General features: G+C 67.2%; 4 protein-coding genes. All 4 read left to right on the top strand.

Annotated features, from left to right (window positions below; translation table 11 throughout):
* Positions 1-237 precede the first annotated feature (237 nt).
* The 4 genes from treZ (at position 238) to treS (ending at position 13931) form a co-directional block, all read left to right on the top strand.
* Positions 238-2043 (top strand): malto-oligosyltrehalose trehalohydrolase, encoded by a 1806-nt coding sequence (treZ, locus tag E4V01_RS16305; protein WP_135299064.1) that lies wholly within the window; start codon positions 238-240, stop codon positions 2041-2043.
* The gene (locus tag E4V01_RS16310; RefSeq protein ID WP_135299065.1) at positions 2040-6980 is read left to right on the top strand and encodes a malto-oligosyltrehalose synthase; all 4941 of its coding nucleotides are present in this window, start codon (positions 2040-2042) and stop codon (positions 6978-6980) included. The genes treZ and E4V01_RS16310 overlap by 4 nt, the downstream gene beginning before the upstream one ends.
* 138 nt (positions 6981-7118) lie before the next feature.
* Positions 7119-10493: a maltotransferase domain-containing protein gene (locus tag E4V01_RS16315; protein WP_135299066.1), complete on the top strand. Its 3375-nt coding sequence runs from the start codon at positions 7119-7121 to the stop codon at positions 10491-10493.
* 171 nt (positions 10494-10664) lie between these two features.
* A complete protein-coding gene (treS, locus tag E4V01_RS16320; protein ID WP_135299067.1) occupies positions 10665-13931 on the top strand; it encodes a maltose alpha-D-glucosyltransferase in 3267 nt (1088 codons plus the stop codon).
* The last annotated feature ends 50 nt before the right edge of the window (positions 13932-13981 follow it).

Below are 13981 nucleotides of genomic sequence, written 5' to 3' on the forward strand. Positions count from 1 at the left end.
ACCGATCGCTGCTTCAGTGAAGGGCTCCCCGCCTACCGGCGGGGAGCCCTTTGCGCGTTGGAATACAAAGAGCGTGCGGTGCAGCAAATCTGTCACGCCTGACGGTTGTCGCAGCTCGAACCCGCCATAACTGCGACGAGGGGGAACAAGCACTGGCCGGGCGCCTTGTGAGACACAGGAAACGCCCGCCAGCCAGAACGACGATCGATTCCTTTCTCAGTGGAGACCGGTGGCCTGATGCGGCGTGCCCATACGATGCGATTCGGCAGCGAGTTTGCCGAGGACGGTGTGCGGTTCGCCCTCTGGGCACCGACCGCCAAGGATGTGACCCTCGTCGTGGATGGGACGGACCACCCGATCCCCGCTGTCGGCGAAGGCTGGCGTCGGACCACACTGCCGGGGGTGAAGGCCGGCGCGCGCTACGGCTTCCGCATCGACGGCGACCTCGTGGTGCCGGACCCGGCCTCCCGTTTCCAGCCCGAGGACGTTTCGGCGCCTTCCGAGGTGATCGACCCCAGCGCCTATGCGTGGTCCGACCAAGAGTGGACGGGGCGGCCCTGGGAAGAGGCGATCGTCTACGAGGTGCATGTCGGCACGGCGACGCCCGAGGGAACCTATGCCGGGCTGGAGAAGCGCCTCGACGATCTGGTCGATCTCGGCGTCACGGCGATCGAATTGCTGCCGCTCGCCGACTTCAAGGGCACGCGCAACTGGGGCTATGACGGCGTGCTGCCCTACGCCCCGGACTCGGCCTATGGCCGCCCGGACGACCTCAAGCGCCTGATCGACACCGCCCACGCCAAGGGCCTGATGGTGCTGATCGATTGCGTGTACAATCACTTCGGCCCGGCCGGAAACTACCTGCACGCCTACGCCAAGACCTTCTTCACCGAGCGTCACCAGACGCCGTGGGGCGCCGGCATCAATTTCGACGGCAAGGAGTCGGGCCCGGTCGTGCGCGACTACTTTATCGAGAACGCGCTCTACTGGCTGAAGGAGTACCACTTCGACGGAATCCGCTTCGATGCGGTGCACGCGATCCTCGATGACTCCGAGAAGCACTTCCTGGCCGAGCTCGGCGAGACGATCCGCGAGACCTTCCCGGAGCGGCACATCCATCTGATTCTGGAGAACGAGGCCAATCAGGCCCGCTGGTTGGAGCGCGACGACAACGCGTCGCCCGTGCTTCACAGTGCACAGTGGGCGGACGACCTGCACCATTGCTGGCACGTGCTTCTGACCGGCGAGGATGCCGGCTACTATGAGAGCTTCGCAGACAAGCCGGTGGAGCACCTAGCCCGCTGTCTTTCAGAGGGATTTGCCTACCAGGGCGAGCCCTTCCCGACCCTCGACAACCATCCGCGCGGCGAGCCTTCGTCGCATCTGCCGCCCTCGGCTTTCGTTACCTTCCTCCAGAACCATGATCAGGTCGGCAACCGGGCGCTCGGCGAACGCTTGAACCATCTCGCAGACCCCAAGAAGCTGGCGCTTGCCCGCGCCGGGCTGCTGCTTGCGCCGCAGATCCCGATGCTTTGGATGGGCGAGGAATGGTCGGCCTCCGCTCCCTTCCTGTTCTTCGTGGATTTCGCGCCCGACGAGGAGTTGAACAAGGCAGTGCGTGAGGGCCGCCGCCGCGAGTTCAAGAGCTTCGCTGCCTTCGCCGACGACACCTCGGTGATTCCCGATCCGACGGAGGCGCGGACCTTCGAGGATTCGAAGATCGATTGGGACGAGGCCGAGACTGAGCCGCATCGCGCCATCTGGGCCGACACGCGCAACATCCTCCAGATCCGTCGGCAGAGCGTGGTGCCCCTCACCAAGAGCCGCTACCTCGGGGCTGACGCCGAGATCCCGGCGCCGGGCGTCGTGGATTGTACCTGGCGCTACGCGGACGGCTGGCTGCGCTTCATCGCGAATGTCGGCGACGCGGAATTCTCGGCGAGCGCCGACGGCGGCCAGGTGATCTGGTCGAGCGGGGCTGTCCGACAGGAGATGCAACTGCCGTCATGGACGGGCGTCTTTCTGATCGGTGGCACCAAGTGAATCTCTCTGACGTGAGTGCCTCGGACGTGAGTGATCTCGAACGCCTGGCCGACCTCGTCGGCATTGCCGACGGCTTCACCGATGCTTTCGGGAAGCGGGTCGATACGCCGCTCGATGTTCGCCGCGGCATGCTCGAAGCCCTCGGATTCAAGGCGGCGGATGACGAAGCGATCCGCCGCAGCCTTGCCGCCGTCGAGGCCGTGCGCGCCAACGTGATCCCGCCCCTGCTGGCGGCCGAGGCACGGCGCGGCGTGCGCGTGCCGGTGCGGATGGGCGTCACCTCCGGCGCCGTCGCGTGGCGGTTGGTGGATGAGCACGACCGCTCCCGTGAGGGACGTGCCACCCTCACCGCATCGGAAGACGGCGCCGGGTTCGACCTGCCGCCGTTGACGCCGGGCTATCACAGGCTCGCCGTTACGGTTGGGGAACGCCGGGCCCAGGCCTGGATCGTCGCTGCACCGCAGCGCTGCTGGCGCCCGCGTGCCTATGCCGAGGACGGCGCCCGCGATTGGGGCCTCGCCGCCCAGCTCTACGGCCTGCGCTCGCCGAGCAACCTCGGCATCGGCACGTATGCGGATGCCGGCCGTGCCGCCCGCGATGCGGCTTTGCGCGGTGCCTCGTTCCTCGGGCTCAGCCCGGCCCACGCCCTGTTCCCCACGGACCGGGCGAAGATCTCCCCCTATTCGCCGTCCTCGCGCCTCTTCCTTGAAACCCTCTACATCGAACCGGGCGCTCTGCCGGGCTTCGCCGGGAGCCGCGCCGCTGAGATTTTGGAACGCCACCGCGCCCGCATCGAGACGCTGCGCGACATCTCCCTGGTCGATCATGCCGGCGTCTGGGAAGTTCTCTCGCCCATCCTCGAAGCCTATTGGGAGGATTCCGAAGCTCGAGCCGGCAAGGATGCCGGTTTCGCCGCGTTTCGCGAGGAAGGCGGCGAGAACCTCATATCGCACGCCACCTTCGACGCGCTCTCCGAACTTTTCCGGACCAAGGGCGCGCACTGGCTCGGCGATTGGCCGGAAGAGTATCGCCGCGCCGGTACCGACGCCGTGCGGGCCTTTACCGAGACGCACGCGGACCGCATTAGCTATCACGTCTTCCTGCAATACCTCGCCGACACCCAGCTCAAGGCCTCCTCCGAGATGGCGCTGGCTGCCGGCATGCGGCTCGGCCTCTATCGCGATCTGGCGGTCGGCGCGGACCGGGGTGGCTCGGAGATCTGGTCGCATCCTGAGCGCTTCGCCAACGGCGTCTCGATCGGCGCGCCGCCGGATCTACTCGCCCCCAAGGGCCAGGACTGGGGCCTGCCGGCCTTCGATCCGCTGGAGATGGAGCGCGACGGTCTGAAAGCCTTCCGGGCCCTGGTGAAAGCGAACATGCGCCATGCCGGCGCGATCCGCATCGACCACGCATTCCAGCTCGCGCGCCTGTTCCTGATCCCGCTCGGACGTTCCGCCCGCGAGGGTGCGTATGTCGCGATGCCGTTCGAGCCGATGCTGGCCGTGCTGCGGCTGGAGAGCCACCGCGCCAAGTGCCTCGTCATCGCCGAGGATCTCGGCACCGCGCCGGAGGGCTTCTCCGATGCGCTGATGCAGTCCGGCATCCTCAGCTACCGCATCCTCGCCTTCGAGCGGGAGCAGGGCGGCGCCTTCAAGGCGCCCGAGGCCTATCCGAAGGATGCGCTGACCGCGATCACCACCCACGACCTGCCGACCTTCGTCGGCTGGTGGCGCGGCGTCGATACCGATACCCGGCAATCGCTGGGCCTCTACGATGCCGAGCGGGCCGAGGCCGAACGCACCGAGCGCGTCGCCGAGCGCTGGCGCCTGTCGGAGGCGCTGGCAGCTCAGCAACTCCTGCCGAGCTCCGAGCCGCCGGAACATGCGCCGCTCGAGGCGGCCGCCCGCTACCTCGCCCGCGCGCCGTCAATCCTGACCGCCGTGCAGTACGAAGACGTCGTCGGCGAGCTGTCGCAGGCCAACGTGCCCGGCTCGACCGAGGGCTATCCGAACTGGCGGCGCAAGCTCGACAGAAACCTCGAAGCCATCGCTGCCCCCGGTGGGCCGCTCGCCAAGCTCGCCGCCGCCCTGTCGGCGGAGGAGCGGGGACCGCGCTCGGGCGCTGCCCGCCTCGCTTCGGCGCCGCCGCGGGCGACCTATCGCCTCCAGTTCCACGAAGGCTTCACCTTCGCGGATGCGGAGAAGACGGTCCCTTATCTTCAGAAGCTCGGCATCAGCCATGTCTATGCCTCGCCGCTGCAGCGGGCACGGCCCGGCTCGACCCACGGCTACGACATCGTCGATCACTCCCAGATCAATCCGGAGATCGGCGGCGAGGAGGGTTTCCGCAGCTTCACCGACGCGCTCCACGCCCATGGCCTGAAGCTGCTCCTCGACATCGTGCCCAATCACATGGGTGTGGGCGGCGCCGACAATCCCTGGTGGCTCTCGGTGCTCGAATGGGGTGGCCTCTCGCCCGCGGCCAACGCCTTCGACATCGATTGGGAGCGGCTCGGCGCCAACGGCAAGCTCGTCATCCCTTTCCTCGGCGAGCGTTACGGTGAGGCTCTGGAGAAGGGCACGCTGGAACTGAAATTCGACGAGGCGTCCGGCGCCTTCAGCGTCTGGCACTACGAGCATCAGTTCCCGATCTGCCCGCTGCAATACCCGACGATCCTCAACCGGGCGCTCGCGGCGCTCGGCGAGATCGGGGACGACATGTCGGCGGAGGTCCTCGCGATCACCGAGCGCCTGCGGGCCATGGGTGAGGAGACCAATCTCGAGCGCCGCCGGGCCATGCCGGAGGCCGCCGAGGAACTGAAGCGCCAGCTTGCGGGCACCGTGCGGGCCTCGCCGCAGATCGCCGCCTCGATCTACCGGGCGCTGCATCTCCTGAACGGCAACCGGGACTATCCCGACAGTTTCGGACCGCTGCATCGGCTGCTCGAACAGCAATCCTACCGGCTCGCCCATTGGCGGATCGCGTCGAGCGACATCAATTACCGCCGCTTCTTCGACGTGAACTCGCTGGCCGGCCTGCGCGTCGAGCTGTCGGACGTGTTCGTCCGCTCGCACGATCTGCTGTTCCGCCTCATCGGCGAGGGTCGGATCGACGGCTTGCGCATCGACCACATCGACGGGCTGGCCGATCCGCTGGGTTACGCCCGCGCGCTTCAGGCCGCCGTCGGTCCCGGATTCTACATCGTCGTCGAGAAGATCCTGGAGCCCGGCGAGAAGCTGCGCGACTGGCCGGTCGCCGGCACCACCGGCTACGACGTGCTGAATCAGCTCGACGGCATCCTGGTCGATCGAGCGCTGAAGCCGCGCATCGAAAAATTCTATCGGTGGGCCACCGATATGGACACGCCCTACGGCTTCCAATTCCGGGCGGCCAAGGCGGAGATTCTGGAGATCAGTTTCGCTTCGGAACTCGAGGTGATGACCGGCGACCTCAAGCAGATCGCCGATTCCGACCGGCGCACCCGCGACTTCTCCACCAACGCGATCCGTCGGGCGCTGATCGAGATCGTGGCGCGCTTCCCCGTCTATCGCTCCTACCTGCCCGGCGATCTCGATGAGACCGAGATCGAGGCCGAGGATGTGCGGCTGATCGAGGGCGCCGTGCGCAAGGCCAAGCGCTGGAGCGCCCTGCCGGATCGTTCGGTGCACGACTTTGCTGCCGAAGCCCTGCTCGGCCGGACCGATCTCGGCTCTGCCGGTCACCCGGATCAGCAGGTGGTCCTGCGCTTCCGCCGCCGGTTCCAGCAGCTCACCGGCCCGGTGATGGCCAAGAGCCTGGAAGACACGTTGTTCTATCGCTTTGTCGAACTGCTCGGTCTCAACGAGGTCGGCGGCGATCCCGGCGAGTACGGCCTCGACGCGGAGCACTTCCACGCGCTTCAGGCCGCGCGGGCCCGCGACTGGCCGAACGCGATGATCACCACGGCCACCCACGACACCAAGCGCGGCGAGGATGCCCGCACGCGCCAACTCGCTCTCTCCGAGCTTCCGGAGGAATGGGCCCGCGCCTGGGACACGTGGCGCCGTGCCTCCGAGCCGCTGATCAAGCAGGTCGAAGGCGAGCCGGCACCGGACCCGAACGACCAGTGGATGTTCCTCCAGGCGATACTCGGCGCGTGGCCGCTCGAGCTTCTGGACGGTGACGACCCGCACGCGATCGAAGACTTCCGCAAACGGCTCGACGCCTATGCCGAGAAGGCTTTGCGCGAGAGCAAGCGCCGGTCGAGCTGGGTCAACGTGGACGAAGGTTACGAGAGCGCCGTCCACGCGCTCTTCGCGGCCCTGATCGTGCCCGGCTCGGATTGCCTCGATCGGCTCCGGCCGCTCGTGCGTCGTCTCGCGTTCCTCGGCATGATCGCAGGATTGGGACGCACCGTGCTCAAATGCACCCTTCCCGGTATTCCGGACACGTACCAGGGCACCGAGTTCTGGGACTTCTCCTTCGTCGATCCCGACAACCGTCGGCCTGTCGACTACACGGAAAGGGCCCGGGCGCTCGAGGCCGGCGGCACGCCGGACGCGCTGATCGGTTCCTGGCCAGACGGGCGCGTGAAACAGGCGACGTTGGCGCGGTTGCTCGCCGATCGGGCGGCGCGCCCGGCCTTCTACGCCGATGCGGATTACCGTCCGCTCCCCGCGGAAGGGGCACGTGCGGATCACGTCATCGCGTTTACCCGCTCGGCCGTCACCTCGGGTGAGGACGATCTGCTGGTCGCCGTGCCGAGGCTCGTCGCACGGATGACGGCCGAATCGGGTTGGTCCAGCGAAGCCTTCGCCGGAACCGTCCTGCCCGTGCCAGCCGGCAGCCGGTGGGTGGACGTGGTCGGCGGCGGCGAGATTGCGGCGGAGGGCGACGGGCTCGACCTCGGTCGGCACTTCGCCAAACTGCCCTATCTGGTGTTGCGGCGGGCTGCCTGAGGCGGCCCCATGAAACACAGGCTCGCCGTCCTCTCGGGCGGTGAGCGAGTTTGGTCGTTCGGCGTTTCGTCAATGCTGGACCACGGCCTCGATTCATCAAAACGCGCTTGGCGAGAAGCGACAAGACGGAGGCGATCCATGAACGCACCGAACACCGCGATGACGCCCGCGACCCGGACCGGCGCGGAGACGGTGGCCCTTCCGGCCGCCTTCGCGCCCCGCGCGGAGGGTCCGCGCATCTACAACCTGTTCCCGCTCCTCGTCGGGACCGTCTCGGCTTGGACGGCGGAACTGCCGCGCATCGCCGATCTCGGCTTCAATTGGGTCTATCTCAACCCGTTCCACCAGACCGGCGGCTCGCGCAGCCTCTATGCGGTGGCCGATCTCGACGCACTCGACGAGCGGTTTCGCGACGGTGACGGCACGTCCGACGACGAGCAGATCACGCAGTTCTGCCGGGCCGCTGAGTCGCACGGCGTGTCGGTGATGAGCGACCTCGTCATCAATCACACCGCCGACAATGCCCGCCTGTTCCACGACCGGCCGGACCTGTTCGTGCGCGACGCCGAGGGCAAGCCGGTGAGCCCGGCGGCGATCGATCCCGACGATCCGTCAAAGCGCACGGTCTGGGGCGATCTGATCGAACTCGACTACCATTCCGAGCACGCTCGGGGTGAGTTGATCCGCATCTTCGACGGCTACATCGCCCGGCTGCAACGGCTCGGCGTGCGCGGCTTCCGCTGTGACGCCGCCTACAAGGTCCCTCCGGATGTCTGGCGCGCACTGATCCAGGCCGCCAAGCAGCGCGAAACCGACACGCTGTTCGCTGCCGAGACGCTGGGCTGCACCTTCGAGGAGGCGCAGGCGACGGCAGGTGCCGGCTTCGACTACCTGTTCAACTCGTTCGCGTGGTGGAACCTCAAGGCGCCCTGGGCTCTGGAACAGTACGAGCGGCTGCGGGTGGTCGCGCCCTCCATTGCCTTCCCCGAGAACCACGACATGAGCCGGCTCGCCGCCGACATCCCCGGCGGGGCGGAAGCGGTCGCCCAGAGGCTGAAGACACGCTACGCGCTCTCCGCCTTCTTTTCGGCCGGCGTGCTGATGCCGATCGGCTACGAGTGGGGGTATCGCCGGGCGCTGCACGTGGTCGAGACCACGCCCGGTTCGCGCGAGCACGACACGGGAATCGACATCTCGGCTTACGTGACGGCGATCAACGCGTTGAAGGCTTCGATTCCGGCCGCCAATGTCGAGGGCGCACAGATGCGGCTCTCGGCGCCGGATGCGCCCTTCACCGCCCTGTTCCGAACCGATACCGGGCACCCGGCTTCGGCGCATTCGGCGACACTCCTCCTGTTCAATCCGGGTGACGCTCCGGCACCGGTCGATGCCGGTCGCCTGATCGAGCGCACCGGCGGCCAACTCGGCCCCTTCGATGACCGCACGCCCGACGTCGAGCCGATCGCCTTCCACCCGGGTGCCAGCATCGATCTGCTGCCGGGCGAGTTGCGCATCCTCGTGGCCGAGCGTGCCAAGATCGCCGCACCGCCGCCCGCGACCGTGCCGCAGGGCAAGGGCCGCGTCGTCATCGAGGCGGTGACGCCGGAGATCGACGGCGGCCGCTCGGCGGTGAAACGTGTCGTCGGCGAGCAGGTGCGCGTCGAAGCGGACATCTTTTCCGACGGTCACGAGATCATCAACGCGGCGATCCTCTCCCGCGTCGTCGGCGAGGAGACGTGGCGGCGCGACCCGATGGTGTTCGTGGACAACGACCGCTGGGCCGGTCACTTCCCGCTCGAGCGCAACGCCCGCTACGAGTTCACGATCGAGGCGTGGCGCGACGGCTTCTCGTCCTGGGTGCGCGACACCCTGAAGAAGCGCGATGCCGGCGTGGATGTGCGGCTGGAGACGATCGAGGGTGTCGAGCTGATCCAGATTGCCGAGGATCTAGCGAGCGGGGCCGACAAGCAGCGGCTCGACGGGCTGATCCGCTCGCTCGCCGCGGAGCCCGAAGGCTCATCGGTGATCCTGGAAAAGATCCTGGCGCCGGAAACGATGTCGCTGGTCCGGCGCAACGCCGAGCGGGTGAACCTCTCGCGCTATCCCGTGAACATCCCGGTCATCGCCGACCGGCTCGCGGCCCGGTTCTCGGCTTGGTACGAGATCTTCCCGCGCTCGCAGTCGGGCGATCCGAACCGCCACGGCACCTTCGCGGACGTGATCCGGCGCCTGCCCGAGATCCGCGAACTCGGCTTCGACGTGCTCTATTTCACGCCGATCCACCCGATCGGGAAGACCAACCGCAAGGGCAAGAACAACACGCTGAAGGCGCAGCCCGGCGATGTCGGCTCGGTCTACGCGGTGGGTTCCGAGGAGGGCGGGCACGAAGCCGTGCACCCCGAACTCGGCACGCTGGAGGATTTTCGCCAACTCGTCGCCGCCAGCCACGCCCACGGCATGGAGGTCGCGATCGATTTCGCGATCCAGTGCTCGCCCGACCATCCTTGGATCAAGCAGCATCCCGAGTGGTTCGAGTGGCGGCCCGACGGCACGCTCAAATTCGCCGAGAATCCGCCCAAGAAGTACGAGGACATCTCGAACGTCCACTTCTACGGTGGGGCGCTGCCCTCGCTCTGGATCGAGCTGCGCGACATCGTCCTCGGCTGGTGCGCTCAAGGTGCTCGCATCTTCCGGGTCGATAACCCGCACACCAAGCCGATCCCGTTCTGGGAGTGGATGCTGAGCGAAGTGAACGCGCAGTATCCCGACGCGATCTTCCTCGCCGAGGCCTTCACCCGGCCGAAGATGATGAAGAAGCTCGCCAAGGCGGGCTACCAGCAGAGCTACACCTACTTCACGTGGCGCAACACGAAGCAGGAGTTGACCGAGTACGCGCTGGAACTGGCTGGCGAGATGGGCGAGTACTACCGCCCGAATTTCTTCGCCAACACGCCCGACATCAACCCGTACTATCTCCAGACCAGCGGACGCCCGGGCTTTATCGTGCGCGCGACGCTGGCAGCCACGCTCTCGTCGATCTACGGCATCTACAACGGCTTCGAGCTGTGCGAGGCCGCGCCCTATCCGGGCAAGGAAGAGTATCTCGATTCGGAAAAGTACGAGCTAAAGGCGTGGGACTATCACCGTCCCGGCAACATCCGCGACCACATCATCAAGCTCAACCAAGCTCGCCGGGACAATCCGGCGCTGTGGGACTTCCGGAACATCCACTTCACCGGTGCCTGGAACGACGACATCATCGCCTATGCGAAGGTGACGCCGGAGCGTGACAACTGCGTGTTCGTGATGGTCAACCTCGACCCGAAGAACCGGCAGGAATGCACCTACGAGGTGCCGCTGCATTTGCTCGGCCTGCCCGACGACGGGGCAGTCGAGGTCGAGGACCTGCTGCTGGGCTACAAGTTCGAGCTCTACGGCAAGAACCACCGGATCGCCCTCGATCCCGCCGACCGCTCGGCAATCGTCTGGCGGATTCGCCCTCGGCGCGCCTGACGACCCGCGCCCCGCATCGAACCGGCCTCCACTTTCGGTGCGGGGCGCTCTAGATCGGGCGGAATACGGCGTCACCGTCGTGTTCTCGCCAAGAAGCGGGCCGAGGAGGCTCGCAGCCCGGTGCCACACGGCCCGGTTCCGCTCTCGAAAGTGACGTGAGGCAGCGACGGGATGATCGATCGCAGCGATCCGCAGTGGTACCGTGACGCCATCATCTACCAGATCCACGTCAAGTCGTTCTTCGACTCGTCGAACGACGGGATCGGCGATTTCGAGGGGCTGACGCAGAAGCTCGATTATGTCCGTGACCTCGGGGTCACGGCGATCTGGCTGATGCCGTTCTATCCCTCGCCGCTGCGCGACGACGGCTACGACATCGCCGACTACCGCGATGTGAACCCCTCGTACGGGACGATGGAAGATTTCCGCCGCTTCGTGGCAGCCGCCCACGAGCGGGGCTTGCGCGTTATCACCGAGCTGGTCATCAACCACACCAGCGATCAGCACCCCTGGTTCCAGCGCGCCCGCGAGGCGCCGGCCGGGTCGCCCGAGCGCGATTTCTACGTGTGGTCGGATACCGACGAGAAGTATTCCGATACGCGCATCATCTTCCTCGACACGGAAGTGTCGAACTGGACGTGGGACCCGGTCGCCAAGCAGTACTTCTGGCACCGATTCTACAGCCACCAGCCTGACCTGAACTTCGACAACCCGGCCGTGCTGGAGGCCGTGATCGAGGTCATGCGCTACTGGCTCGACATGGGCGTCGATGGGCTGCGGCTCGACGCGATCCCCTACCTGATCGAGCGCGACGGCACGAACTGCGAGAACCTGTCGGAGACCCACGACGTCATCAAGGCGATCCGTGCGGCGCTCGACGCCGAGTATCCCGACCGGATGCTGCTGGCCGAGGCGAACCAGTGGCCGGAGGAGACCGCGCAGTATTTCGGCGAGGGCGACGAATGCCACATGGCGTTCCACTTCCCCCTGATGCCGCGGATGTACATGGCGATCGCCCGGGAGGACCGGCACCCGATCACCGACATCATGCGCCAGACCCCCGAGATCCCCGAGGGCTGCCAGTGGGCGATCTTCCTGCGCAACCACGACGAGCTGACGCTTGAGATGGTGACGGCAGAGGAACGTGACTATCTCTGGTCGTTCTACGCTGCCGAGCGGCGCGCCCGCATCAATCTCGGCATCCGCCGCCGCCTTGCGCCGCTGCTGGAGAACGACCGGCGCAAGATCGAGCTGATGAAGTCCCTCGTCCTGTCGATGCCCGGCACGCCGGTGCTCTACTACGGCGACGAGATCGGCATGGGCGACAACATCTATCTCGGTGATCGCGACGGCGTGCGCACGCCGATGCAGTGGTCGCCCGACCGCAACGGCGGCTTCTCGCGGGCCACCCCGCAGAAGCTGTTCCTGCCCTCGATCCAGGACCCGATCTACGGCTACGACGCGATCAACGTCGAGGCGCAGATCCAGGCGCAGACCTCTCTGCTGAACTGGACGCGGCGCATGATAGCGATCCGCAACAACTCGGTCGCGCTGGGGCGCGGCGCGATCCAGTTCCTGTATCCGGCGAACCGCAAGGTGCTCGCCTGGATTCGGGAGCACGAGAACGAGCGCATCCTCTGCGTCGCCAACCTCTCGCGGGCCCCGCAGGCGGTGCAGCTCGATCTGTCGGACCTGCGCGGCGCAATCCCGATCGAGCTGACCGGCGGCACGGCCTTCCCGGCGATCGGCGAACTGCCCTACCTGCTGACCCTGCCGGCCTACGGCTTCTACTGGTTCGCTCTCTCGGTCGCGAATACCGGCGAGATCGGCCCGCAGCCGCAGAGCCCGGAGCTGTTCACCCTGGTGCTCACCGGCGGCATCGAGACCCTCATCAAGGGCCGCGAGCGCACGGCCTTCGAGCGCACGGTGGCGCCGCCCTTCATCGGTTCGCGCCGCTGGTTCGGCGCCAAGGGCACGAGCATCAAGTCGGTGCAGGTCGATGACAGCGCCATCGTCAAAGACGGTTCCGGCGAAGGCAAGTTCCTGCTGCCGCGGGTGGCAGTGACCCTCGCCAATGGCGAGCGCCAGGACTACTTCGTGCCGCTCGCCGTCGAGGAGGGCCGCGAGGACGAGACTCTGCTGGACCACGCGGTCGCCCGCGTGCGCCGCGGTCCCCGCACCGGCCTGCTCTACGAGGCTGCCGCCGCCGCGCCGTTCGCCGTCGCCTTGATCGAGGCGATGCGCGACGGCGTCACGATCCCGTCCGAGCGCGGAAGCCTCGTCTTCTCGACGACCTCGGCCTACGATCCGGAAGTGCCGTTCGAGGCCGCCGACGTGCGCCGCCTCTCGGCCGAGCAGAGCAACACCTCGATCGCCATCGGCGCGCGGATGATGCTCAAGCTGCTGCGCCGCCTCCAGCCCGGCACCCATCCCGAGATCGAGATCGGCCGGTTCCTCACCGAGCAGGCCCATTTCGCCAACACGCCGGCGCTGCTCGGCGTGGTCGAGCACGTGGCCGAGGATGGCACCCGCACCGCCCTGGCGCTGCTCCAGAAGTTCGTCCTCAACCAGGGCGACGCCTGGACACTGATGCTGGAAGGCCTGCGGCGCGACTTCGAGATCGTGGTGCTCGCACCCGAGAGCGAGGCGCCAGCGCCGGAGGATGCCTTCAACGCACATCTTCGCTGGGCGCAGTTGCTCGGCCAGCGCACGGCCGAACTGCACCGGGCCTTCGCCATCGACACCGACGATCCGGCCTTCGCAGTCGAGCCGTTCGGCGAGGCGGATCTCGCTTCGCTCGCGGATGACGCGCGCCATCAGGCTGCGCGCGCGTTCAAGGGACTCGCTGCGATCACCGCGTGGTCGCCCGGCTCGGCCAGCGAGGCGCTCGCGTCCCGCCGCGGCGAGGTCGAGGCGCTCATCACCGAGTTGGCCTCCGGCCCCCTGCGGGGTGCCACCAAGACCCGCATCCACGGCGATTACCATCTCGGGCAGGTGCTGGCCTCCGAGGGCGATCTCATCATCGTCGATTTCGAGGGCGAGCCCTCGCGTCCGGTGGAACAACGCCGGGCCAAATCGACTCCGATGCGCGACGTGGCGGGCATGCTGCGCTCCTTCGCCTACGGCGCCGAGACGGTGGTGCGTGAGATCACCACCCGGTTCGGCGACAGCGAGGAGCGGGCGCGCAATGCGGCGATCGCGTGGCGCGGCATGATCGATGCAGCGTTCCTCGACGGCTACGGGCAAGCCGTGGCCGGCAGCCGGGCTGCGGTGGAGGATGCGGAGACGCAATCCCGTCTGCTGCGCCTGAGCCTGCTGACCAAGGCGCTCTACGAGGTCGATTACGAAGTGAACAACCGCCCCGACTGGATCGAAATCCCGGCACGGGGTGTTCTCAACATACTGGATGAAGCCAAGCGCGACCGCGCTTCGGTGTGACCTGCGCGCTCCCGCGCCCCATCCTGTATCGGCCCGGGAGCGCTTCCGAG

This window comes from Methylorubrum sp. Q1 (assembly GCF_004683995.1).
Classification (GTDB): domain Bacteria; phylum Pseudomonadota; class Alphaproteobacteria; order Rhizobiales; family Beijerinckiaceae; genus Methylobacterium.

Excerpts from the sequence above, each read along its gene's own strand:
- treS (WP_135299067.1), top strand. The coding sequence starts at position 10,665 with ATGATCGATCGCAGCGATCCGCAGTGGTACCGTGACGCCATCATCTAC.
- E4V01_RS16315 (WP_135299066.1), top strand. The coding sequence starts at position 7,119 with ATGAACGCACCGAACACCGCGATGACGCCCGCGACCCGGACCGGCGCG.
- treZ (WP_135299064.1), top strand. The coding sequence starts at position 238 with ATGCGGCGTGCCCATACGATGCGATTCGGCAGCGAGTTTGCCGAGGAC.